Genomic DNA, 22,117 nt, shown 5'->3' with positions numbered 1-22,117 from the left:
CCAGATTGGCGTTCAGCCCCGAGAATCGCCGGTTTTCGAAATATGGACGTCTATTTCAGGAGCACGCTCCGGCGTCGATTGATCCGCGGGTCCAGGCCGCCCCTGCCCGACCCGACGCACACCAGCCACAGCAGCACTCCCAGCAGCAGCCACTCCGGGGCGTAAAACAGGTTGCTCAGGAAGTCCCACCAGCTTGGATACTGCTGCGCCAGACCCGGACCGATGTCGGTGATCAGCGCGCCGATCATGACGACGGCCAGCACCGCCGCGGCGAGCCGGGTCCCCAGGCCCAGCATCAACGCCGCACCGCCGACCAGTTCCGCCACCGCCGTGGCCGGCGCCACCAGCTGCGCACCGGGAATACCCAGGCCGACGAACATCCGGGTGAACGAGGCGAGATCGCCGAGCTTGCCCACCGCTCCGCTGAAGAACATGAACCCGACCGTGACCCGCAACAGCACATTGGGCAGCCAGCTGAGGTTGTCCAGTCTGGCGGTGGACACGGGGCCGCGGACCATCAGCTACCTCCTGTCGCGCATGGGGCAGCGATTCGAGCGCCGGGACCCCATCAGCGACAATAGACACCGTGACCCTGCCCGACACCCGCCCCCAGCTGGTGATTTTTGATCTGGACGGCACGCTGACCGACTCGGCGGACGGGATCGTGTCGAGTTTCCGCCACGCCCTGCAGCAGATCGGCGCGACCGTCCCCGGCGGCGACCTGGCCGCGAAGCTGGTCGGCCCGCCCATGCACCACACGCTGGCCGAGATGGGGCTCGGTGCGCACACCGACGCCGCGATCGCCGCCTACCGCGCCGACTACGCCGCCCGCGGCTGGGCGATGAACAGCCTGTTCGACGGGATCGCCCCGCTGCTCGACGACCTGCGCGCCGCCGGGATCCGGCTGGCGGTGGCCACCTCAAAGATCGAGCCGACCGCCCAGCGCATCCTGACCCACTTCGGGCTCGACGGCTACTTCGAGGTCATCGCCGGCGCCAGCCCCGACGGCGTCCGCTCGGCCAAGGCCGACGTGCTGGCCCATGCACTACAACAGCTCACGCCGCTCCCGGAGCGGGTGCTGATGATCGGTGACCGCGCGCACGACGTCCACGGTGCCGCCGCGCACGGCATCGACACCGTGGTGGTCGGATGGGGTTACGGGCAGACCGATTTCACCGGCAGCGACGGCGCGGGCGTAGCGCAGGTCGCCACCATCACCGAGTTGCGGGAGGTGCTCGGTGTCTGAACAGCGGCTCCACGTCACGTTCGTGTGTACCGGCAACATCTGCCGATCGCCGATGGCCGAGAAGATGTTCGCCGCCCAGATCATTCAGCGCGGCCTCGGCGAACGGGTGCGCATCACCAGCGCCGGCACCGGCGCCTGGCATATCGGCAACGGCGCCGACCACCGGGCCGAAACCGTGCTGCGCAGCCACGGCTACCCCACCGACCACTGCGCCGCCCAGGTCGACGACGACCACCTGGCCGCCGATCTGCTGGTCGCGTTGGGCCGCAACCACGTCCGGATGCTGCAGCACCTGGGCGCGCCCGGCACCCGGATTCGGATGCTGCGCTCCTTCGACCCGCGCTCGGGTGCGCATGCCCTCGATGTCGAGGATCCCTACTACGGCGGACCCGAGGACTTCGAACAGACCTTCACCGTGATCGACGCCGCCCTGCCCGGCCTGCACACGTGGGTCGACGAGCAACTGGGCGGCGCCCGCTGATGCGACGCTGGACCTTTCTGCTGCGCCCGGGCTGGCTGGCCCTGGGCGTGGTGGTGGCGGCGTTCGCCTACCTGTGCTTCACCGTGCTCGCCCCCTGGCAGCTGGGCAAGAACAGCCGGACCTCGCGGGAGAACTCCCAGATCGAGCACTCGCTGACCGCCGACCCGGTTGCACTGACAACACTGCTGCCGCAGCAGGATTCGACGGCACCCGACGCGCAGTGGCAACGGGTGACGGCGACCGGCCATTACCTGGCCGACAAGCAGGTGCTGGTGCGATTGCAGCCCGTCGACGGCAGCCCGGCCTTCAAGGTGCTGGCGCCCTTCGCCGTCGACCACGGCCCCACCGTGCTGGTCAACCGCGGCTACGTGCGCCCGGTGGAGGCATCGCGGGTGCCGCCGATCCCGCCTCCGCCGCCCGGCACGGTGAGCGTCATCGCCCGGTTGCGTGACCCCGAGCCGGCCATACCGGGCAAGGAGCCGCTCACCGACCAGGGGTTCGCCCAGGTCTACTCGCTGGACACCGCGCAGGTGGCGCAGCTGACTGGGGTTCCGCTCACCGCGGCCTATCTGCAACTGGTCGCCGATCAGCCCGGCGGCTTGGGGCTGATCGGGCTGCCGCACCTGGACTCCGGGCCGTTCCTGTCCTACGGGATTCAATGGATCGCGTTCGGCATCATCGCGCCAATCGGCTTGGGCTACTTCATTTTCTCCGAGCTGCGCGTCCGACGCGCCGAGCAGCGGGCCAGGGACGCCAAGGCACCGGGCAGCGACGAGCCGTTGACCGTCGAGGACAAACTCGCCGACCGCTACGGCCGGCGCCGGTAGAGCTGCGCCAGAACGGCGACGCCCGCCGCCGCCAGCTGCACCGCCCGCGAGAGCCGCACCGCGCGCCGCAGATCTTCGACCCCCGGCGCCGCGCCCCGCCCCAGCGTGGGCCGGATCTGCAGTTCGTGCCGATACGCGGTGGGTCCGCCCAGTTGCACGCCCAGCGCCCCGGCGAACGCGGCCTCCACAACCCCGGCGTTGGGGCTGGGATGCCGTGCCGCGTCGCGGCGCCACGCGCCGGCGGCCGCAGCAGGTGATCCACCGACGACCGGCGCGCACATCACCACCAGCAGCCCGGCCAGCCGCGCCGCCGCATAGTTGGCCACATCATCCAAACGCGCTGCTGCCCAACCGAACCGGGCGTACTGCGGCGAGCGGTAGCCGACCATCGCATCCAGGGTGTTGACAGCGCGATAGGCCAACGCCGCGGGCGCCGCCCCGACCGCCGCCCACAGCAGCGGCGCCACCTGCGCATCGGAGGTGTTCTCGGCGACCGATTCCAGCGCGGCCCGGGTCAGCCCGGCACCGTCCAACGCAGCCGGATCACGGCCGCACAGCGACGGCAGCAGTCGTCGTGCCCCGTCGATGTCGCCGCCGTCCAGCAGATCCGCCATCGCCAGTCCGGTGCGGGCCAGCGAGCTGCCGCCCAGCGTCACCCAGGTCGCCAAAGCGGTGACGGACGCCGAAGACACCCGGCCCCGCCGATCCGCGCCGCGCTGCGCCAGCACTCCCAGCAAGCTCACCGCGCCGACCAGCACACCCACATGCACGGCACCCGCGGTGCGGGTGTCGCGGTAGCCGACCCGCTCCAGCGCACTCGCCGCGGCGCCGAACCCGGCGACCGGATGCCCCACCGCCGGATCACCGAAGACCATGTCGGCCAGATAGCCGGCCAATACCCCGACGGCTCGAGTACGTCCTATCGGCCCCAGCACTCGGGCATACTCGCATCTATGGAGGTGCCTCAATGAAGCGGCCCATCACCCGCATCGTCGACGTGCTAAACCCGGCGGCGATGCTGCTGCCGGCTGCCAACGTGATCATGCAGCTCTCGCTGCCCGGCGTCGGCTACGGCGTGCAGGAATCCCGGGTGGACAGCGGCAACGTATACAAGCATCCGTTCAAACGGGCCCGCACCACCGGCACCTATCTCGCGGTGGCCACCATCGGCAGCGACGCCGACCGCGAGCTGTACCGCGAGGCGGTCGATACCGCGCACCGGCAGGTGCGTTCGACCGCGTCGAGCCCGGTGCGCTACAACGCCTTCGATCCCAAGCTGCAGTTGTGGGTGGCGGCCTGCCTGTACCGCTACTTCGTCGATCAGCATGAGTTCTTGCACGGTCCGCTCGACGACGCGGCCGCCGACGCGATCTACGCCGACGCCAAGAAGCTGGGCACCACCCTGCAGGTCACCGACGACATGTGGCCGGCGGACCGGGCCGCCTTCGATGAGTACTGGAAGCGCTCGATGGACCGGCTGCACATCGACCCGCCGGTGCGCGAGCATCTGCGCGGGGTGGCGTCGATGGTGTTTTTGCCGTGGCCGCTGCGGCTGGCCGGCGGGCTGAACCTGTTCGCGACGACGGGATTCTTGGCGCCGGAGTTCCGCGAGATGATGCAGCTGGACTGGTCGACGTCGCAGCAGCAGCGGTTCGAGTGGCTGCTGTCCGCGCTGCGCCTGGCCGACTGGCTGATCCCGCAGCGAGCGTGGGTACTGGGTTACCGAGCGTACCTGTGGGACATGCGTTTTCGCGCCCGCAACGGGCTGCGCGTCGTCTGAGAAGCCGGCCTGTGCAATCCTGGGACGGTGCGAGACGTTTCGGGTGTGGGGATCTGGAGTGCGCCGCTGCGCTACGGCGATCGGGGTGAGGCCGCCGACGCGGCCGCCGAGTTGGAGGAGCTGGGCTTCGGCACGCTGTGGATCCCCGACGTCGGCGGTGCGGTTTTCGACTCGGTAAGCAACCTGCTGTCGGCCACCGGACGGGCCGTCATCGCCACCGGCATCTTGAACCTGTGGATGCACACCCCCGACGAGGTGGCGGCGTCCTACGCCGCGCTGACGGCGGCGCACGGTGACCGGTTCCTGCTCGGCATCGGGGTCAGCCACGCCCCGCTGGTCGATGCCGGGGACCCCGGGCGCTACCGCCGGCCGCTGCGGGCGATGACCGCCTTCCTCGACGGCCTCGACGCCGCCGAGAGCCCGGTGCCGGTCGACTCCCGGGTGCTGGCCGCGCTCGGCCCGAAGATGCTCGATCTGGCGGCGACCCGCAGCCGCGGCGCCCACCCGTATCTGGTCACCCCCGATCACACCCGCTATGCGCGCGAGCAGCTGGGTCAGGCGCCGCTGCTGCTGCCCGAGCAGACCGCGATCCTGTGTCAGACCCGCGAGCAAGCCCGCGAGATCGGCACCAAATGGCTGGGCTCCTACCTCGCACTGCCCAACTACGCCAACAACCTGCGCCGGTCGGGATTCTCCGACGATGACATCACCTCGGTCAGTGACCGGTTGTTCGACGCGATCATCGCCTGGGGCACGGTGGAGTCGGTCATCGCCCGGATCGCCGAACACCGCGCCGCCGGCGCCGATCACGTCTGCGTGCAGATGCTGGACGCGGACCCGCGCGGGTTCCCCCGGGAGCAGTGGCGGCAGTTGGCCGCCGCCCTGGCCTGATGGAGCCCCGCCTGGATAGCCGGCTCGAGGACGACCAGCCGGTCCCGGTGCTGGCGTGGCGTTTCGCCGCGCCCCGGCTGTGCATCTCGTCGGGCCCGTTGGGCGGGGGCATCGGGTTGCGGGACTGGACGATCAACGCGACGGTGCCGCTGCATTACGAGCGGATGGACCCGGAGATCCACCTGATGGAGATCGCGGGCGCACTCGGCCTGCCCGGCACCGGCTGCGGCCTGCTGACCGCCGTCGACGTCAGCCATCATCACCGGGCCACCGACGGCGGCGTGCACGCATGCGCGACGGTCGGGATTTCCAGTCCGACCTGGGCGGCCGCGCCCGACGGGCACTTTCGCCGGGAGCTGCCGGCGATCGTGCGGGTGGGCACCATCAACGTCGTGGTGGCGGTCCCGGTCCGGCTGTCCGACGCCGCCCAGGTCAACGCCGTCGTCACGGCCACCGAAGCCAAGGCGCAGGCGCTGCACGAGGCGGGGATCGCCGCCACCGGGACAGCATCCGACGCCGTCGTCGTGCACTGCCCGGTCGACGGGCCGGTGGAGGCCTACGGTGGCCCCCGGTCGGTGTTCGGCGCCCGGATCGGGCGTGCGGTGCATGCGGCGGTACTCGACGGCAGCCGGGCCTGGATCGCCAGACATCGGAGTACGTGAGGCCCGACTCCCGGAAAGCGGAAACGGCCCCGGTTAACGCGACATTGCGTCATAGTGACCAGATGGCTGTCATCGCCGACACCATGCCGGCCCGGGCGCTCGCGGCGGTGGCCGGAATTCTTGTCGCGGCCGGTGTCGCTACCGCCCCCGCCGCCGCCGAACCGGCGGTCCCGCCGAACTGCGCGGCCGGGCAGGCGTTGTACTGCGACCAGCCGATCGAGGCCGACGGTTCCTGGATCCGGTGCTACCGAACGCGGGCGATCTTCATGTCACGCGGGCGCTACCTGCCCGCCGTGCAACGGTGTGTGCGAGCCTCCCCGGACGCCATCTCGATCGGCCCGCCGTATCACCTCGGCGACAGCCAGTAGTCCGCCAAACCCGTTGGCGTACCCCCGGTTAGCCGTTGATGATGAGCACCACCATGGCGATCGAGCACAACACCGCCATCCAGAACCACGCCTGCAGATAGATGCGCTCGTTGGTCTCCTCCACCTTCGGTGAAGCTGGTGCCGGGCGCTGGTCCGTCAATTGCGAAGTCATGCTAACTAGCTTTGTCGATTTGTCGGTTGCCAACAACGTGTTACTCAGCGCACCGAACCCCGCGTTGTGACGCCGGTCATATCGACGGCTGGTCTGGTGGGCGCGGACGGTATCGAACCGCCGACCGCTGGTGTGTAAAACCAGAGCTCTACCACTGAGCTACGCGCCCCTGCCTGGGGCAGGCTACCCGGCCGGGTACCTGACTCCCAAAACCTTCGCCCGCGAGCGTGCGCGGAATGCCAGTCAACATCGGTGACGGGTGTACAACTGCGCACGCTCGCGCTCAGGGGGCGGGCTTGAGCGCCGCCAGGGCATCCAGCCACAGCGCCTGGTCGCGGGTTTCGCCGGGCTGCTTCATCTCGGCGAACCGGATCACCCCGGACTTGTCGATCACGAACGTGCCGCGATTGGGATAGCCGGCCTCGTCGTTGAACACCCCGTAGGCCTGGCTGACGGCGCCGTGCGGCCAGAAATCCGACAACACCGGGAACAGGAAGCCGCTCTCGGCCGACCACACCTTGTGGGTCGGCGGCGGACCCACCGACACCGCCAGCGCCACGCTGTCGTCGTTCTCGTAGTCCGGCAGGTGATCCCGCAACTGGTCCAGTTCGCCCTGACAGATCCCGGTGAACGCCAGCGGGAAGAACACCAGCAGCACGCTGCGCACACCGCGATAGTCGCTCAGCGTGACGCGTTGCTGATTCTGGTCACGCAGGGTGAAGTCGGGTGCGACCGCGCCGACGGTCAGCATTCAGCGCTTGCCCGCACGCGACTTGGGCTGCACCAGCCGGCTGCCGCTCCAGTCGCCCAGGTTGACCGACGAGGTCGGCATCAATCCGGCGGTGGGGGCCGCCTCGGCGATCTCTGCGGGCTGCACGTGGCCGCGGCGTCCGGTCTTGGGCGTCAGCACCCAGATCACGCCGTCGTCGGCCAGCGCCGCGATCGCGTCCATCAGGGTGTCCACCAGGTCTCCGTCGTCCTCGCGCCACCACAGCAGCACGACGTCGACCACTTCATCGGTGTCCTCGTCGAGCAACTCGCCGCCGCAGGCGTCCTCGACGTCAGCGCGGATGTCGTCGTCGGTGTCCTCGTCCCAGCCCCACTCCTGGACAACCTGCTGCTTGCCGATGCCCAATTTGCGGGCGTAGTTCGGGGCGTCCGCCGCCGCGACCACCGTGAGACCTCCCTGTTCCAGCGTTACTCGTTATCGTCGCACAACCAATCGTCGGCCCTGATTAGGGAAAGGGGCGGCACTGGTCGATCCCTTGCCCTTTGATCTGGTTGAGCTGGTCTTTGCGGGCGTTGTACACCGAAATCGCCGCGTGGGTGGAGATGGCGTCGGCCACCGACCGCGCCGCACCCACATAGGCGTTGAAGGTGTCCCGCAGCGGTTGGGGCATCGCGTCGGTGATCGCGCCGGCGACCGCGTCGGCGCTGTGGTTCAGCGAATCCACCGCCGGTCCCGCCGTCCCGCCGGTGTCCCCGCCCTTGTTGTAGGCGTCGACCCAGTTGTTCGTGGCGGTCACCGCATCTTCGCTGGTGGTCCGGAACGTCCCGCACGCCCCGCTGATCGCCTGCGTGGTCAACGACTGCTGGCGCTGGGACTCTTTACTGCTCGACGTCACGGCCGAGGCCGACAGCGATTTGGAGACCGAGGTCCGAAAGGTGGCGGCGACCGAAGAATCCACCGAGGCGGTTCCGTCGATGATGCTGGTACACCCGACGATGCCCATCGCCACCGCGGCGACGCCGCCGATTATCGAGGCGCCGCGTGACCATCGAGGACTCCCGGATCGCTCGGCAGATCGCCTCGATCCACGTCGCGGCACGGTACGCCCTCCAATCGGCACAGGTTGAGACGTTACCGAATGTGGGCCGGGCCCACCCGGGTGGGCCGAAATTCGCTGGAAGTGCAGTTCCGACTGGCGAGTAACCCACAACAGGGGCCACCCTGGGTACGTGGTGCGGCACGATAGGGGGAAAAGCCCCCAACTGGCCCCCGAACGAGGGTTGTCCATCACTCAACCGCCAGCCGAGGAGTAGCGAGTTGACTACTGAGTTCGAACGCCACGATCTGGCGCAAAACTCAAGCAACACAACTGAATCTGATCGTGTCCGGGTGATCCGCGAGGGTGTCGCGTCGTATCTGCCGGATACCGACCCGGAGGAGACCGCCGAATGGCTGGAGTCCTTCGACGAGTTGTTGGATCGTTCCGGGCCGGCGCGGGCCCGCTATCTGATGCTGCGGCTACTGGAACGCTCCGGCGAGCAGCGGGTGGCGATCCCGGCCCTGACATCGACCGACTATGTCAACACCATCCCCACCGAGCTGGAACCGTGGTTTCCCGGCGACGAGGACGTCGAACGTCGCTACCGGGCCTGGATCCGGTGGAACGCCGCGGTCATGGTGCACCGGGCGCAGCGTCCGGGCGTCGGGGTGGGTGGTCATATTTCGACCTACGCGTCCTCGGCGTCGCTGTATGAGGTCGGCTTCAACCACTTCTTCCGAGGCAAGTCGCATCCCAGCGGCGGTGATCAGGTCTTCATCCAGGGCCATGCCTCGCCGGGCATCTATGCGCGGGCGTTCCTCGAGGGGCGGCTGTCCGCCGAGCAGTTGGACGGATTCCGCCAGGAGCACAGCCACCCGGGCGGCGGCCTGCCGTCCTACCCGCATCCGCGGCTGATGCCCGACTTCTGGGAGTTCCCCACCGTCTCGATGGGGCTGGGTCCGATGAACGCCATCTACCAGGCCCGGGTCAACCACTACCTGCACGATCGCGGCATCAAGGACACCTCCGATCAGCATGTGTGGTGTTTCCTGGGCGACGGCGAGATGGACGAGCCGGAAAGCCGCGGGTTGGCGCACATCGCCGCGCTGGACGCCCTGGACAACCTGACGTTCGTGATCAACTGCAACCTGCAGCGCCTGGACGGCCCGGTGCGCGGCAACGGCAAGATCATCCAGGAGCTGGAGTCGTTCTTCCGGGGCGCGGGCTGGAACGTGATCAAGGTGGTGTGGGGCCGCGAGTGGGATGCGCTGCTGCACGCCGACAAGGACGGCGCCCTGGTCAACCTGATGAATGTCACGCCCGACGGCGACTACCAGACCTACAAGGCCAACGACGGCGGGTACGTGCGGCAGCACTTCTTCGGCCGCGACCCGCGCACCAAGGCACTCGTCGAGGACATGTCGGATCAGGACATCTGGCATCTGCGCCGGGGTGGGCACGACTACCGCAAGGTCCACGCGGCCTACCGCGCCGCCATGGAACACAAGGGCCAGCCGACCGTCATCCTGGCCAAGACCATCAAGGGCTACAGCCTGGGCAGCTACTTCGCCGGCCGCAACGCCACCCACCAGATGAAGAAGTTCAGGCTGTCCGACCTCAAGGACTTCCGCGACGAGATGCGGATCCCGGTCACCGACGCCCAGCTCGAAGAGGACCCCTACCTGCCGCCGTACTACCACCCCGGCTCCGACGCCCCGGAGATCCGCTACCTGCTGGACCGTCGCCGCACCCTGGGCGGGTTCGTACCCGAGCGCCGAACCAAGACCAAGGCGCTGACGCTGCCCGGCAGCGACGTCTACGCGGCGGTGAAGAAGGGATCGGGCAACCAGGAAGTCGCCACCACCATGGCGACGGTCCGCATCTTCAAAGAACTGTTGCGGGACAAAGAGATTGGTCCCCGCATCGTCCCGATCATTCCCGACGAGGCCCGCACCTTCGGGATGGACTCCTGGTTCCCGAGCCTGAAGATCTACAACCGCAACGGGCAGCTCTACACCTCGGTGGACGCCGAGTTGATGCTGGCCTACAAGGAATCCGAAGTCGGGCAGATCCTGCACGAGGGCATCAACGAAGCCGGCTCGACGGCCTGCTTCACCGCGGTGGGCACCGCCTACGCCACCCACGACGTGCCGATGATCCCGGTCTACATCTTCTACTCGATGTTCGGGTTCCAGCGCACCGGCGACGGCCTGTGGGCCGCCGGTGACCAGATGGCGCGCGGCTTCGTGCTGGGAGCCACCGCCGGTCGCACCACGCTGACCGGTGAGGGCCTGCAGCACGCCGACGGTCATTCACTATTGCTGGCGTCCACCAATCCCGCGGTGGTCTCCTACGACCCGGCGTTCGCCTACGAACTCGCCCACATCATCGAAAGCGGCCTGGACCGCATGTACGGCGAGAACCCCGAGCACGTGTACTTCTACATCACGCTCTACAACGAGCCGTATGTGCAGCCGGCCGAACCGGAGACGCTCGACGCTGACGGCGTGGCGGGGCTGCTGCGCGGTATCTACCGCTACCAGAAGGCCGCCCAACCCGGCGCCTACAGCGCCCAGCTGCTGGCGTCCGGCGTGGCGATGCCCGAGGCGCTGCGGGCGGCCGACCTGCTGGCCCAGGACTGGAACGTCGCCGCCGACGTCTGGTCGGTGACCAGTTGGGGCGAGCTCAACCGTGACGGGGTGGCGATCGAACGCGCCAAGCTGCGCCACCCCGACCACCCGGCGGCGGTGCCCTATGTGACCCAGGCGCTGGCCGACGCCCCCGGCCCGGTCATCGCGGTCTCGGACTGGATGCGTGCGGTACCCGAGCAGATCCGGCCCTGGGTGCCGGGCACCTACGTCACGCTGGGCACCGACGGGTTCGGCTTCTCCGACACCCGCCCGGCCGCGCGCCGCTACTTCAACACCGACGCCGAGTCCCAGGTGGTCGCGGTGCTCGAGGCACTCGCACAAGACGGCGAAATCGACCGTGAGGTGGCCATCGCCGCAGCCCAGCGCTACCGGATCGACGATGTGTTGGCCGCCCCGGAGCAGACCAGCGACCCCGGCGTCGCCTAACGCCGGCGCTAGGCCGGGTGGCCGGGCTCGAGGTCGCTGACGTCGGACAGGCTCAGCAGCGGACCGGCATGCTCGGGTGCGCTGCCGGCGACGGGTTCCAGCAGGTAGCCGACGTGGTCGCCGAGATCGAGCCGGCTCAGCGTCTTGCCGACGAACCAGGCGACGGCGTCGTCGAGGATCGGCATCCCGTGCGGGCCGCGGTGCCAGGCGCAGCGGGTGAACTTGTCGATCTGGTCGCCGGTTTGCGCGCCGAACAGGGCGGCCAGCGCCCCATCGGAACGGGCAACGACATGCACCGCCAGGTGGGTGGACCGGCGGGCCACCGCGAAGGTGTGGTTGCGCCGGGAGATGCCGACCAGGAATCGGGGCGGCTGCAGGCTGGTCTGGGTGGCGAAGCCGACCAGGCAGCCGGACCGGTGATCGCCGGCCTCGGTGGTCACCACGAACATGCTGTAGTCCAGCAGAGCGACCAGCCGAGTGAATGCGTCCTCGTCCACCTGTCCATCATGGGCCGCCCGCCCGCAGCGTTCGCACGGTACCCCCGGCACCAGTTGGGGAAAACATCCAGAAATGTGGCGTATCTTTTAGAGATGGCCGACAGAACCGATACCGGGTTCGTCATTCCTCGTTCCACGCTGGATCAGTTGGAGGCGGTACCGGAATCGCTGCTGCGGCGGCTCAAGCAGTACTCGGGCCGGCTCGCCACCGAAGCGGTGTCCGCCATCGGCGAGCGGTTGCCGTTCTTCACCGAGCTGGAGGCGTCCCAACGCGCCGACGTCGCGCTGGTGGTGCAGACCGCCATCGTCAACTTCGCCGAGTGGATCCATGACCCGCGCGCCAATGTCGGCCACACCGCACGGGCCTTCGAACTCGTCCCGCAGGATCTGGCCCGGCACATCGCGCTACGCCAGACCGTCGACATGGTGCGGGTCACCATGGAGTTCTTCGAAGAGGCGGTGCCGGTGATCGCCCGCACCGAGGAACAGGTCACCGCGCTGACGGTGGGCATCCTCAAATACAGCCGCGACCTGGCCTTCACCGCCGCATCGGCATACGCCGACGCCGCCGAGGCCCGCGGCACCTGGGATTCCCGGATGGAGGCCAGCGTCGTGGACGCCGTAGTGCGCGGCGACACCGGCCCCGAGCTGTTGTCCCGGGCGGCGGCGCTGAACTGGGACACCACCGCGCCGGCCACCGTGGTGGTGGGCACCCCGGCGTCCGAGGGCGGCGCCCAGTCCAGCCAGGACGTGCGCGACATCGCTTCGGGTCATGGCCGCGCCGCGCTGACCGACGTCCACGGCACCTGGCTGGTGGCGATCGTGTCCGGGCAGCTGTCGCCGACCCAGAAGTTCCTGGGTGATCTGCTCGCCGCGTTTTCCGACGGCCCGGTGGTGATCGGGCCGACGGCACCGATGCTGACGGCGGCCTATCACAGCGCCAGCGAGGCGATCTCGGGGATGAACGCGGTCAGCGGCTGGACCGGTGCGCCGCGACCGGTGCTGGCCCGTGAGCTGCTGCCCGAGCGCGCCCTGATGGGCGATCGGTCGGCGATCGCGGCCCTGCACACCGATGTGATGCGGCCGTTGACCGATGCCGGGCCGGCGCTCACCGAAACCCTCGACGCGTATCTGGACTGTGGCGGCGCCATCGAAGCCTGCGCCCGCAAGTTGTTCGTTCATCCAAACACCGTCCGTTACCGACTCAAGCGCATCGCCGACTTCACCGGGCGCGATCCCACCCAGCCGCGCGATGCGTACGTGCTGCGGGTGGCCACCACGGTGGGCCGGCTGGCGAACCAGGCCGCCACCATCAGTGCTGTTACCCAGGCCACTCTTGCCGTCGGGACCGCCCCGGACACGGCCCCCGACCAGGGCCAGATCGACTGATAGGTCGCGAGACGGTATCGACAATGTCGCGGTGAATAGGGGTTTTGTAGGACCTCCACAAAAACTTAAGACAAGGTTCATAATCTGGTACACCCCTCAAATCCGTCTTCACAATGTTCTCTTAAAGACGTGATTGCGTTGCTTGCCCCCGGACAGGGGACCCAGACGCCGGGCATGCTGGAAGCGTGGCTGGAGCTGCCTGGCGCCGCCGAACAGGTCGCGTCGTGGTCTGAGCTCACCGGCCTGGATCTGGCCCGGCTGGGCACCACCGCTTCGGCGGAGGAGATCACCGACACCGCGGTCGCTCAGCCCCTGATCGTGGCGACCACCCTGCTGGCCCACCAGGAGATGGTCCGCCGCGGCCTGCTCGCCGACGCCACCACCCTGGTGGCCGGCCACTCGGTCGGCGAAATCGCCGCCTACGCCATCGCCGGCGTGATCAGCGCCGACGACGCCGTGTCGCTGGCGGGTACCCGCGGCGCCGAGATGGCCAAGGCGTGTGCCGTCGAGCCGACCGGCATGGCCGCCCTGCTCGGCGGGGACGAGGCCGAGGTGCTGGCCCGTCTCGAGCAGCTCGACCTGGTCCCGGCCAACCGCAACGCCGCCGGTCAGATCGTCGCCGCCGGCCGCATCGACGCGCTGGACAAGCTCGCCGAGGACCCGCCGGAGAAGGCCCGGGTCCGCCGGTTGGCCACCGCCGGGGCGTTCCACACCCACTTCATGGCGCCCGCGCTGGACGGCTACACCGCCGCCGCGGCGAAAATTGAAGCGACCACTGGAATTTCAGAGCCCACCACCACGCTGCTGTCGAACGCCGACGGGCAGCCGGTGGCCTCGGCGCAGGCCGCGATGACCACGCTCGTCGCGCAGCTGACCCGGCCGGTGCGCTGGGACCTGTGCGTCGACACCATGCGACAGCACGCTGTCGCGGCGATCGTCGAGTTCCCGCCCGCGGGAACACTCGTCGGCATCGCCAAACGTGAACTTCGGGGAACTCCGACGCACGCCGTCAAGTCCCCCGCAGACCTGGACGGGTTGGCGGATCTGTAACCAGCCGCGTCACCAAGCACGACCAGGATTTACCCCGTACGTCCGAGTAACACAACCAAGAAACAAAGGAGCCACAGTGGCCACCACTCCGGAGCAGGAACAAATCATCGCCGGCATCGCCGAGATCATCGAAGAGGTGACCGGTATCGAGCCGTCCGAGGTCACCATGGAGAAGTCGTTCGTCGACGACCTGGACATCGACTCGCTGTCGATGGTGGAGATCGCGGTGCAGACCGAGGACAAGTACGGCGTGAAGATCCCCGACGAGGACCTCGCCGGCCTGCGCACCGTCGGTGACGTCGTGAACTACATCCAGAAGCTCGAGGAAGAGAACCCCGAGGCTGCCGCTGCCCTGCGCGAGAAGTTTGCCGCGGAGAACCAGTGACCTCGTCTTCGACGCTAAACGGCGGTTACCCCAGTGTTGTGGTAACCGCCGTTGAGGCAACTACTTCGATCGGCGCTGACGTCGACAGCACCTGGAAGGGATTGCTGGCCGGCGAAAGCGGCATCCACGTCCTCGAGGACGAGTTCGTCACCAAATGGGACCTGCCGGTGCGCATCGGCGGTCACCTCAAGGACGGTGTCGACGACCACATGGGCCGGCTGGACCTGCGCCGCATGTCCTACGTGCAGCGGATGGCCAAGCTGCTCGGCGGCCGGCTCTGGGAGCGCGCCGGTACCCCGGAGGTCGACCCGGACCGCTTCGGTGTCGTGATCGGCACCGGGCTGGGTGGCGGCGAGAAGATCGTCGAAACCTATGACCTGATGAACGAAGGCGGCCCGCGCAAGGTGTCGCCGCTGGCCGTGCAGATGATCATGCCCAACGGCGCTGCCGCGGTCGTCGGTCTGCAGCTCGGCGCGCGTGCCGGGGTGATCACTCCGGTGTCCGCGTGTTCGTCCGGGTCGGAGGCCATCGCCCACGCTTGGCGCCAGATCATCATGGGTGACGCCGACATCGTCGTGTGTGGCGGTGTGGAAGGCGGCATCGAAGCGCTGCCGATCGCGGCGTTCTCGATGATGCGCGCCATGTCCACCCGCAACGACGAACCCGAGCGTGCGTCGCGGCCGTTCGACAAGGACCGCGACGGATTCGTGTTCGGCGAAGCCGGTGCGCTGATGATCATCGAGACCGAGGAGCACGCCAAGGCCCGTGGCGCCAAGCCACTGGCTCGGATCATGGGTGCCGGCATCACCTCGGACGCCTTCCACATGGTGGCGCCGTCTCCGGACGGTCTGCGGGCGGGCCGCGCCATGACCCGTGCGCTGGAGCTGGCCGGACTGTCCGCCAAGGATGTCGACCACATCAACGCCCACGGCACCGCCACCCCGATCGGTGACACCGCCGAGGCCAACGCCATCCGGGTCGCCGGGTGCGAGCACGCCGCGGTGTACGCGCCGAAGTCGGCGCTGGGCCACTCCATCGGTGCGGTTGGTGCGCTCGAGTCGGTGCTGACGGTGCTGTCGCTGCGTGACGGCGTCATTCCGCCGACGCTGAACTACGAGACACCGGACCCGGAGATCGACCTCGACGTTGTCGCGGGCGAACCCCGGTACGGCGACTACAAGTACGCCATCAACAACTCGTTCGGCTTCGGTGGGCACAACGTCGCGCTCGCCTTCGGGCGGTACTGAGCACGAGGTCTGTCGGAGTAGGCATGTCATCGCTGGCTACAGGGAACGGTTTCCCCGATGTCGTCGTCACCGGAGTGGCGATGACGACATCGGTGGCGACCGACGCGGAGGGGACCTGGAAGGCGCTGCTGGACGGGCAAAGCGGGATCCGCACGTTGACGGATTCGTTCGTCGAGCAGTACGACCTGCCGGTCCGCATCGGCGGGCATCTCGTTGAGACCCCTGAGTCCTTCGACGAAGGCCTGACCCGTACCGAACTTCGGCGGTTGTCCTATCTGCAGAAGATGGCGACCGTGATGAGCCGGCGTGCCTGGGTGGACGCCGGCTCACCCGAGGTCGACACCCGGCGGCTGATGGTGTCCATCGGCACCGGGATGGGCTCCACCGAGGAGTTGGTCTACGCCTACGACGCCATGCGGGACCGCGGTTTTCGGGCGGTCTCCCCGCTGACGGTGCAGAAGTACATGCCCAATGGCGCGGCCGCTGCCGTCGGGCTGGATCACCACGCCAAAGCCGGGGTCATCACCCCGATCTCGGCGTGTGCGTCCGGTTCCGAAGGTATCGCCCACGCCTGGCAGCAGATCGTTTTGGGCGAGGCCGACATCGCGATCTGCGGTGGTGTGGAGACCCGGATCGAAGCGGTGCCGATCGCCGGCTTCGCCCAGATGCGCATCGTGTTGTCGACCACCAACGATGACCCGGCCGGCGCCTGCCGGCCGTTCGACCGGGATCGCAACGGATTCGTGTTCGGTGAGGCCGCCGGGATCATGATCATCGAAACCGAGGCGCATGCCAAAGCCCGCGGGGCCCGGCCGCTGGCCCGCCTGATGGGCGCCAGCATCACCTCCGACGGCTACCACATCGTGGCCCCCGACCCCAACGGCGAACAGGCCGGCCACGCGATGACCCGGGCGATCCAGCTGGCGGGGCTGACCCCCAAAGACATCGACCACATCAACGCCCACGCCACCGGCACCGTGGTCGGCGATGTGGCCGAATCCAAAGCCATCAACCTCGCGTTGGGCAGCCACCAGGCGGCCGTGTACGCGCCCAAATCGGCGCTGGGCCATTCCGTCGGCGCCGTCGGCGCGGTGGAGGCGATCCTCACCGTGCAGGCGCTGCGGGACCAGGTCATTCCGCCGACGCTCAACCTGGCCAATCTGGACCCCGAAATCGACCTGGACGTCGTGGCAGGCCAGCCGCGCCCCGGCAACTATCAGTACGCCATCAACAATTCGTTCGGATTCGGTGGGCACAACGTCGCTACCGCCTTCGGCCGGTATTGACGAACCCTCACAACAGGAGGAGAAACACGCGATGACGATCACCGCACCCGAGACGATCAGCGAATCACTCGACCCCCGCGACCCGCTGCTGCGGCTGTCCACCTTCTTCGATGACGGCAGCGTGGAATTGCTGCACGAGCGCGACCGCTCGGGTGTGCTGGCCGCTGCCGGCACCGTCAACGGGGTGCGCAGCATCGCGTTCTGCACCGACGGCACCGTGATGGGCGGCGCGATGGGTGTCGAGGGCTGCGCGCACATCGTCAACGCCTACGACGCCGCCATCGCCGAGCAGAGCCCGATCGTGGGCATCTGGCACTCCGGCGGTGCGCGGCTGGCCGAGGGTGTGCGTGCGCTGCACGCGGTCGGGTTGGTGTTCGAGGCGATGATCCGCGCCTCCGGGTACATCCCGCAGATCTCGGTGGTGGTCGGGTTCGCCGCCGGCGGCGCCGCCTACGGTCCGGCCCTGACCGACGTGATCGTGATGGCGCCGGAGAGTCGGGTGTTCGTCACCGGCCCCGACGTGGTGCGCAGCGTCACCGGCGAGGACGTCGACATGGCGTCCCTCGGCGGACCCGACACCCACCACAAGAAGTCCGGGGTGTGCCACATCGTCGCCGACGACGAACTCGACGCCTACACACGCGGCCGCCAGCTGGTCGGGTTGTTCTGCCAGCAGGGACATTTCGACCGCACCAAGGCCGAGGCCGGCGACTCCGACCTGCACGCGCTGTTGCCGGAGTCGCCGCGGCGCGCCTACGACGTGCACCCGCTGGTGGAGGCGCTGCTCGACTCGGATGAGCCGTTCGCGGAGTTCCAGGCCAAGTGGGCGCCGTCGATGGTGATCGGCCTGGGCCGGTTGTCCGGTCGTACGGTCGGCGTGCTGGCCAACAACCCGCTGCGGCTGGGTGGCTGCCTGAACTCCGAAAGCGCCGAGAAGGCAGCACGTTTCGTGCGGCTGTGCGACGCGTTCGGCATCCCGCTGGTGGTGGTCGTCGACGTGCCCGGCTACCTGCCCGGCGTCGACCAGGAGTGGGGCGGCGTGGTCCGTCGCGGCGCCAAGCTGCTGCACGCGTTCGGTGAGGCTTCGGTGCCGCGGGTGACCCTGGTGACCCGCAAGATCTACGGCGGCGCCTACATCGCGATGAACTCCCGCTCGCTGAACGCCACCAAGGTGTTCGCCTGGCCGGACGCCGAGGTGGCCGTCATGGGCGCCAAGGCCGCCGTCGGGATCCTGCACAAGAAGAAGCTGGCCGCCGCACCCGACGACGAGCGCGAGGCCCTGCACGATGAGCTGGCCGAGGAGCACGAGCGGATCGCCGGCGGCGTGGACGCGGCCATCGACATCGGTGTCGTCGACGAGAAGATCGACCCGGCGCACACCCGCAGCAGGCTGACCGAGGCGCTGGCCAGCGCCCCCGCCCGCCGCGGCCGCCACAAGAACATCCCGCTGTAATTTTCTCCCGGCGAGCAGACGTAAATGTGCCCTAGTAACGCTGTTACAGGGCACATTTACGTCTGCTCGGCAGGGGGTTAGCGCGTGGTGTAGCCGCCGTTAGCGAAGATGGTCTGACCGGTGATCCAGTGGCCGCCGTCGGCCAGGAACGTCACCAGCGGCGCGATGTCCTCGATCTGGGTCAGCCGATTGCCCATCCCCTGCGACTTGTGGAACTCGACCCGTTCGGGAGTCTCCTGCGGATAGAAGAACGGGGTGTCCATCGGTCCGGGCGCCACGCTGTTGACGTTGATGCCGCGCACCCCGAACTCCTTGGCCGCCGCCCGGGTGAAATGCTCCACCGGACTCTTGGAGCCCGCGTACGTGGAGTAGCCGTCGGTGAAGGCACCCAGTAGCGCCGTCACGATCGTCACCACCGACCCGTTGTCGTTCAGTCGCTTGCCGGCCTCCTGCAAAAAGAAGTAGGCCGCCTTGGCGTTGATGTCGAACATCGAATCGTATTCAGCCTCGGTGGTTTCCACCATCGGCTTACGCAGCACCTTGCCGACCGTGTTGATGGCGAGATCGACACCGCCGAACGCGTCGACCGCCGCGCCGAACAGCGCGGTGACGTTGGCCGGCTTGGTCAGGTCGCCCTGCACCTTGATCGCGTTCACCCCGGCGTCCTGGACTGCGGCGACGGTCTTGTCGGCGTCAGGTTCGGAGCTGGCGCTGTTGTAGTGCACCGCGACGTTGACGCCCTGGGCTGCCAGCGTGGTGCTGATCAGTCCGCCGAGGTTCTTGGCGCCGGCCGCGACCACCGCTGATTTTCCGGTCAGGTTGCTCATGGAATCGAAGGTAGACCCCGCAACCACAAATGAGAAACAATGATCTGCGACCTTTTGACAAACAAACCTTGTGGATAGCAGGCCAGTGACCGACTCCCAATCCGATATCAGCGTTCCCGATCTACGCCGGCTGACCCATTTTGTCGCGGTCGTGGAGGCCTCGGGCTTCACCCGCGCCGCCCGCCACCTCCACCTGTCGCAACAGGCGCTGTCCAGTTCGGTACGACAGCTGGAGAAGGAGATCGGCGCGACGCTCCTGGTGCGCGCCGGCCGCCGGATCTCCGTGACCCCGGCCGGACAGACCCTGCTCGACGAGGGTCGCCCCCTGTTGGCCGCCGCCCGAACCATCACCCGGCACACCCGGGCGGCGGCCGGCGGAGAACCGGACGAGTTCGTCGTCGGTCACTCCCCCGCGATCAGCAGCATCGATGTGTACGCGCTGCTGCAGGACACCATCGCGGCGTTGCCGGACACCTCGTTCACCGTGATGCAGCTCTTTCCCGATCGGCTGGCCGCGGCGGTGCGCGACGGCACGGTGCATCTCGGCCTGCGGCGCGGGGTGGTGCCGCAGGAGCAGTTGGCCAGCGCGGTGGTGCGCTATGACGAGCTGCGGGTCGCGGTGTGCAGCGAGCACCCGCTGGCCGCCCGGTCCCGCATCGCCGTCACCGACTTGGCCACCGAGGCCATCGCGCTGTGGGCGCCGCCGGGCTCGTCGTACTACAGCGACTTTCTCGTGAACGCCTGCCGGCGAGCCGGTTTCGAGCCTCAGTACCGAGTCAGCCGGGTGCAGGGCTGCCCGCCGGAGGCAGCGGCACTGACCGAAAATGCCGTCGCATTCGTCACCGCGCCGCCGGGTCCGGCGATCGGCGGCGCCGTCACGGTCGTCGATCTCGACGAGCCGTTGCTGGTGCCGATGCAGGGGCTCTGGCAGCCGCATACCGGCTCTCCGGTGCGCGAGAAGATTGTGCGCTGAATCGGTGCCGGCCAAATCCGTCGATTTGTTTCCGCACGCGCCGAAACGCCTCTAACATCAACCCACGCCGCAGCACGCGGTACCAACGCGGGGGCATGATCGGGCGCGGGTCGCCCAGAAAAGAGACACCACATGCCGAAGCGCCCGCCGATCACTGTCGCGCTGATCATGTTGCTGCTGTCGTTGCTGGTGCCGCCGGTTACCGCGAACGCCAAGGGATGCGGTGAACGCGGCTCGTTGCCCGATACGCCGCCGACCACCCACGGTTTCAACGACGACCTCATGCTGGGTCCCGACCCGTTGCCGCACGATGCGCCGGTAGCCGCGATGGTGGGTCACTACAAGCGGTTTGGCGCCATGGACCTTGACGGGTTCAAGCACAACTTCGTCAAGCCGCCAGTCGATGACCAGCATTCGGCAACCTGGATCTGGCCGCCGGGCCCCGACGGGTTCGCCACGAAATCCGGCGGCACATTGGGCGCCCCGGACCGCAAGCAGATCACGTTGAAGGCCGGGACAATGCTGGATCGGTTCGGCTTCGCGACGGGGAAGTTCCTCGCGCCCAAGGACACCCCGTTCGGTAAGCGGGCGCTCCCGCCGCAAGCATTGGATACCGCCGACCACACCAACGCTGACTACGAGGGCCACAAGTGGACGCAGAACACCATCATTCCGCCGAGCAACTATCACGTCTACTGTGTCGCGCACGATTTCAAGGTCGACGCCGGACCGATCGCCCCGTGGTTCGGCCAGCCGGGCCTGGGCACCCAATACGTGCTGATGCCCAGCTATGTGGACAACCAACCGGACGACAAACTCACCGTGCTGTGGTTGCTGACCAACGGCCCCAAGGGAGCCGGTACGACGGACGCGTATCTGATCGAGCAACGGCCCTGATCGGCGCTGCCCGCGGGATCAGTTGGCGGCGAACCAGGCCGTGCGCACCTGCGCGGTCACCGGTGGCGGCGCCGCCGGGTCCGGTGCCTGGTTGGGACCGACCTTGACCGTCCACGTCGGCGCCGTCCGGTCGATCGGATCGGAACGGTCGCTCGGCGCCAGCACGCTGAGTCCGGGAGTCCCCACGCACCCGTAGTAGGCCACCAGGTCATCGTGCCGGTGGCCCCAGGCACCGCCATTGCGGAGCCGGCACTGGGTGCCGTCGGCGAGCAGCAGCGCGACCGGAATGGGTTTGGCCGGCGGGCCGACGGAGGGCAGCGCGGCACCGGCACGAATCCGGTGCAGTTCCTGGGCCCATGGGTCATTCATGCACAGCAGGTCCGGGCCGGAAGCGGGCCAGCACACGTCCGCGCCGAACGCGGACGGCCCGCAGCGGTAGATGTCGCTACTCACCGCCGCCGGGGACGCCTCGGTGCATTCCGCCGGACCGGGAACCGGTTCCCCGCCGGTGTTTTCGTGGTAGCCGTTGGCGGGATGGCCGTCGCGGTCGACGGCGACCGCGTTGATCACCTCGGTGGCTGCGCCACCGCCAGTGCTGGTGGTCAGCGATGTGGAGTTCGGGGCGGATTCGGTACGCGAAGAGCAGCCCGCCACCACTGCGGCGACAGCGATCGTCGCGGCCAGGGCGCTCAGAAACGGAGGTCTCATCCGCCCAGTATGCGGCCCCGAGCCGGGTGCGGACAGCCGTAAAACCCCACGACACGCCCGCGATTTGGGAACGTTTGCGTCTGTTCACCGCCGTGGGGACCACCTGGCGCATATGCTCCCGACAATCCCTGA

General features: G+C 68.4%; 26 protein-coding genes and 1 tRNA gene. 17 read left to right on the top strand and 10 right to left on the bottom strand.

Annotated features, from left to right (window positions below; genetic code table 11):
- Positions 1-50: 50 nt before the first annotated feature.
- Entirely contained in the window at positions 51-518 is a 468-nt protein-coding gene (locus AC5Y36_RS04415; protein ID WP_500039638.1) for a DoxX family protein, read from the bottom strand.
- Between the two features lie 68 nt (positions 519-586).
- Between AC5Y36_RS04415 and AC5Y36_RS04410 the strand changes: the two genes are divergently transcribed.
- From AC5Y36_RS04410 to AC5Y36_RS04400, 3 genes are read left to right on the top strand one after another with little or no spacing between them, the layout of a single operon-like run.
- Positions 587-1,246: an HAD-IA family hydrolase gene (locus AC5Y36_RS04410; RefSeq protein WP_500039637.1), complete on the top strand. Its 660-nt coding sequence runs from the start codon at positions 587-589 to the stop codon at positions 1,244-1,246.
- Entirely contained in the window at positions 1,239-1,727 is a 489-nt protein-coding gene (locus tag AC5Y36_RS04405) for a low molecular weight protein-tyrosine-phosphatase (RefSeq protein WP_500039636.1), read from the top strand. Before AC5Y36_RS04410 ends, AC5Y36_RS04405 begins: the two co-directional genes overlap by 8 nt.
- Positions 1,727-2,554: an SURF1 family cytochrome oxidase biogenesis protein gene (locus AC5Y36_RS04400; protein ID WP_500039635.1), complete on the top strand. Its 828-nt coding sequence runs from the start codon at positions 1,727-1,729 to the stop codon at positions 2,552-2,554. The genes AC5Y36_RS04405 and AC5Y36_RS04400 overlap by 1 nt, the downstream gene beginning before the upstream one ends.
- Here AC5Y36_RS04400 and AC5Y36_RS04395 read toward each other — a convergent pair.
- Entirely contained in the window at positions 2,536-3,429 is an 894-nt protein-coding gene (locus AC5Y36_RS04395) for a cobalamin biosynthesis protein (RefSeq protein ID WP_500039744.1), read from the bottom strand. The two genes, AC5Y36_RS04400 and AC5Y36_RS04395, sit on opposite strands and share 19 nt — an antisense overlap.
- 92 nt (positions 3,430-3,521) lie before the next feature.
- On the opposite strand from AC5Y36_RS04395, the gene AC5Y36_RS04390 reads away from it, so the two are divergent.
- From AC5Y36_RS04390 to AC5Y36_RS04375, 4 genes are all read left to right on the top strand, one after another.
- Positions 3,522-4,334: an oxygenase MpaB family protein gene (locus tag AC5Y36_RS04390; RefSeq protein ID WP_500039634.1), complete on the top strand. Its 813-nt coding sequence runs from the start codon at positions 3,522-3,524 to the stop codon at positions 4,332-4,334.
- A gap of 27 nt (positions 4,335-4,361) precedes the next feature.
- Positions 4,362-5,225: an LLM class F420-dependent oxidoreductase gene (locus AC5Y36_RS04385; protein WP_500039633.1), complete on the top strand. Its 864-nt coding sequence runs from the start codon at positions 4,362-4,364 to the stop codon at positions 5,223-5,225.
- Entirely contained in the window at positions 5,225-5,887 is a 663-nt protein-coding gene (locus AC5Y36_RS04380; RefSeq protein WP_500039632.1) for an adenosylcobinamide amidohydrolase, read from the top strand. Before AC5Y36_RS04385 ends, AC5Y36_RS04380 begins: the two co-directional genes overlap by 1 nt.
- Positions 5,888-5,949: 62 nt before the next feature.
- On the top strand, positions 5,950-6,255 hold the full coding sequence (locus AC5Y36_RS04375) for a CDGP domain-containing protein (RefSeq protein WP_500039631.1): 306 nt from the start codon (positions 5,950-5,952) through the stop codon (positions 6,253-6,255).
- Between the two features lie 28 nt (positions 6,256-6,283).
- Here AC5Y36_RS04375 and AC5Y36_RS04370 read toward each other — a convergent pair whose 3' ends face one another.
- The 5 genes from AC5Y36_RS04370 to AC5Y36_RS04350 form a co-directional block, all read right to left on the bottom strand.
- Positions 6,284-6,427 carry a hypothetical protein gene (locus AC5Y36_RS04370; RefSeq protein WP_500039630.1) on the bottom strand — a complete coding sequence of 48 codons (144 nt, stop codon included), beginning with the start codon at positions 6,425-6,427 and terminating at the stop codon, positions 6,284-6,286.
- 94 nt (positions 6,428-6,521) lie between these two features.
- Positions 6,522-6,596: transfer RNA gene (locus AC5Y36_RS04365), tRNA-Val, on the bottom strand.
- A gap of 114 nt (positions 6,597-6,710) precedes the next feature.
- Complete coding sequence (locus AC5Y36_RS04360; protein ID WP_500039629.1) at positions 6,711-7,178, bottom strand: peroxiredoxin; 468 nt, start codon at positions 7,176-7,178, stop codon at positions 6,711-6,713.
- Entirely contained in the window at positions 7,179-7,601 is a 423-nt protein-coding gene (locus AC5Y36_RS04355) for a DUF3052 domain-containing protein (RefSeq protein ID WP_500039628.1), read from the bottom strand. It lies immediately after the preceding gene.
- 61 nt (positions 7,602-7,662) lie between these two features.
- Positions 7,663-8,052 carry an Rv2240c family protein gene (locus AC5Y36_RS04350; protein ID WP_500039743.1) on the bottom strand — a complete coding sequence of 130 codons (390 nt, stop codon included), beginning with the start codon at positions 8,050-8,052 and terminating at the stop codon, positions 7,663-7,665.
- Between AC5Y36_RS04350 and AC5Y36_RS04345 the strand changes: the two genes are divergently transcribed.
- The gene (locus tag AC5Y36_RS04345; protein WP_500039754.1) at positions 7,937-8,284 is read left to right on the top strand and encodes a hypothetical protein; all 348 of its coding nucleotides are present in this window, start codon (positions 7,937-7,939) and stop codon (positions 8,282-8,284) included. The two genes, AC5Y36_RS04350 and AC5Y36_RS04345, sit on opposite strands and share 116 nt — an antisense overlap.
- A 190-nt stretch (positions 8,285-8,474) precedes the next feature.
- A complete protein-coding gene (aceE, locus tag AC5Y36_RS04340; RefSeq protein ID WP_500039627.1) occupies positions 8,475-11,273 on the top strand; it encodes a pyruvate dehydrogenase (acetyl-transferring), homodimeric type in 2,799 nt (932 codons plus the stop codon).
- An 8-nt stretch (positions 11,274-11,281) separates the two neighbouring features.
- Here aceE and AC5Y36_RS04335 read toward each other — a convergent pair whose 3' ends face one another.
- Positions 11,282-11,722, bottom strand: coding sequence for a flavin reductase family protein (locus AC5Y36_RS04335; protein ID WP_500039742.1), 441 nt, complete (start codon positions 11,720-11,722; stop codon positions 11,282-11,284).
- Between the two features lie 141 nt (positions 11,723-11,863).
- Between AC5Y36_RS04335 and AC5Y36_RS04330 the strand changes: the two genes are divergently transcribed.
- The 6 genes from AC5Y36_RS04330 to AC5Y36_RS04305 all read left to right on the top strand — a co-directional run bounded on the left by AC5Y36_RS04330 (position 11,864) and on the right by AC5Y36_RS04305 (position 18,580).
- On the top strand, positions 11,864-13,159 hold the full coding sequence (locus AC5Y36_RS04330) for a PucR family transcriptional regulator (RefSeq protein WP_500039626.1): 1,296 nt from the start codon (positions 11,864-11,866) through the stop codon (positions 13,157-13,159).
- Between the two features lie 129 nt (positions 13,160-13,288).
- Positions 13,289-14,209, top strand: coding sequence for an ACP S-malonyltransferase (locus AC5Y36_RS04325; RefSeq protein WP_500039625.1), 921 nt, complete (start codon positions 13,289-13,291; stop codon positions 14,207-14,209).
- 76 nt (positions 14,210-14,285) lie between these two features.
- Positions 14,286-14,594, top strand: a complete 309-nt coding sequence (acpM, locus tag AC5Y36_RS04320) for a meromycolate extension acyl carrier protein AcpM (RefSeq protein ID WP_500039624.1) — start codon at positions 14,286-14,288, stop codon at positions 14,592-14,594.
- Complete coding sequence (kasA, locus tag AC5Y36_RS04315) at positions 14,591-15,841, top strand: 3-oxoacyl-ACP synthase KasA (protein WP_500039623.1); 1,251 nt, start codon at positions 14,591-14,593, stop codon at positions 15,839-15,841. Before acpM ends, kasA begins: the two co-directional genes overlap by 4 nt.
- A 23-nt stretch (positions 15,842-15,864) precedes the next feature.
- Positions 15,865-17,127, top strand: a complete 1,263-nt coding sequence (kasB, locus tag AC5Y36_RS04310) for a 3-oxoacyl-ACP synthase KasB (protein WP_500039622.1) — start codon at positions 15,865-15,867, stop codon at positions 17,125-17,127.
- Positions 17,128-17,158: 31 nt separating this feature from the next.
- Entirely contained in the window at positions 17,159-18,580 is a 1,422-nt protein-coding gene (locus AC5Y36_RS04305) for an acyl-CoA carboxylase subunit beta (protein WP_500039621.1), read from the top strand.
- Between the two features lie 77 nt (positions 18,581-18,657).
- On the opposite strand, the gene AC5Y36_RS04300 is transcribed toward AC5Y36_RS04305, so the two are convergent.
- Positions 18,658-19,407, bottom strand: a complete 750-nt coding sequence (locus tag AC5Y36_RS04300) for an SDR family oxidoreductase (protein WP_500039620.1) — start codon at positions 19,405-19,407, stop codon at positions 18,658-18,660.
- 85 nt (positions 19,408-19,492) lie between these two features.
- Here AC5Y36_RS04300 and AC5Y36_RS04295 point away from each other — a divergent pair, with 85 nt between their 5' ends.
- Both AC5Y36_RS04295 and AC5Y36_RS04290 read left to right on the top strand, forming a co-directional pair.
- Positions 19,493-20,380: a LysR family transcriptional regulator gene (locus tag AC5Y36_RS04295; RefSeq protein ID WP_500039619.1), complete on the top strand. Its 888-nt coding sequence runs from the start codon at positions 19,493-19,495 to the stop codon at positions 20,378-20,380.
- A gap of 132 nt (positions 20,381-20,512) precedes the next feature.
- A complete protein-coding gene (locus AC5Y36_RS04290) occupies positions 20,513-21,277 on the top strand; it encodes a TNT domain-containing protein (RefSeq protein WP_500039618.1) in 765 nt (254 codons plus the stop codon).
- Between the two features lie 18 nt (positions 21,278-21,295).
- Here the strand turns inward: AC5Y36_RS04290 and AC5Y36_RS04285 are convergent, their stop codons facing one another.
- Entirely contained in the window at positions 21,296-21,985 is a 690-nt protein-coding gene (locus tag AC5Y36_RS04285) for a hypothetical protein (RefSeq protein WP_500039617.1), read from the bottom strand.
- Positions 21,986-22,117 lie beyond the last annotated feature (132 nt).

The organism is Mycobacterium sp. NGS50, from assembly GCF_059812545.1.
The sequence above is the reverse complement of the archived record's forward strand: the minus strand, read 5'-3'. Positions and strand labels throughout refer to the sequence as shown.

Excerpts from the sequence above, each read along its gene's own strand:
- AC5Y36_RS04415 (WP_500039638.1), bottom strand. The coding sequence starts at position 518 with ATGGTCCGCGGCCCCGTGTCCACCGCCAGACTGGACAACCTCAGCTGG.
- AC5Y36_RS04400 (WP_500039635.1), top strand. The coding sequence starts at position 1,727 with ATGCGACGCTGGACCTTTCTGCTGCGCCCGGGCTGGCTGGCCCTGGGC.
- AC5Y36_RS04395 (WP_500039744.1), bottom strand. The coding sequence starts at position 3,429 with ATGGTCTTCGGTGATCCGGCGGTGGGGCATCCGGTCGCCGGGTTCGGC.
- AC5Y36_RS04390 (WP_500039634.1), top strand. The coding sequence starts at position 3,522 with ATGAAGCGGCCCATCACCCGCATCGTCGACGTGCTAAACCCGGCGGCG.
- AC5Y36_RS04380 (WP_500039632.1), top strand. The coding sequence starts at position 5,225 with ATGGAGCCCCGCCTGGATAGCCGGCTCGAGGACGACCAGCCGGTCCCG.
- AC5Y36_RS04375 (WP_500039631.1), top strand. The coding sequence starts at position 5,950 with ATGGCTGTCATCGCCGACACCATGCCGGCCCGGGCGCTCGCGGCGGTG.
- AC5Y36_RS04370 (WP_500039630.1), bottom strand. The coding sequence starts at position 6,427 with ATGACTTCGCAATTGACGGACCAGCGCCCGGCACCAGCTTCACCGAAG.
- AC5Y36_RS04360 (WP_500039629.1), bottom strand. The coding sequence starts at position 7,178 with ATGCTGACCGTCGGCGCGGTCGCACCCGACTTCACCCTGCGTGACCAG.
- AC5Y36_RS04335 (WP_500039742.1), bottom strand. The coding sequence starts at position 11,722 with ATGTTCGTGGTGACCACCGAGGCCGGCGATCACCGGTCCGGCTGCCTG.
- AC5Y36_RS04330 (WP_500039626.1), top strand. The coding sequence starts at position 11,864 with ATGGCCGACAGAACCGATACCGGGTTCGTCATTCCTCGTTCCACGCTG.
- kasB (WP_500039622.1), top strand. The coding sequence starts at position 15,865 with ATGTCATCGCTGGCTACAGGGAACGGTTTCCCCGATGTCGTCGTCACC.
- AC5Y36_RS04305 (WP_500039621.1), top strand. The coding sequence starts at position 17,159 with ATGACGATCACCGCACCCGAGACGATCAGCGAATCACTCGACCCCCGC.
- AC5Y36_RS04300 (WP_500039620.1), bottom strand. The coding sequence starts at position 19,407 with ATGAGCAACCTGACCGGAAAATCAGCGGTGGTCGCGGCCGGCGCCAAG.
- AC5Y36_RS04290 (WP_500039618.1), top strand. The coding sequence starts at position 20,513 with ATGCCGAAGCGCCCGCCGATCACTGTCGCGCTGATCATGTTGCTGCTG.
- AC5Y36_RS04285 (WP_500039617.1), bottom strand. The coding sequence starts at position 21,985 with ATGAGACCTCCGTTTCTGAGCGCCCTGGCCGCGACGATCGCTGTCGCC.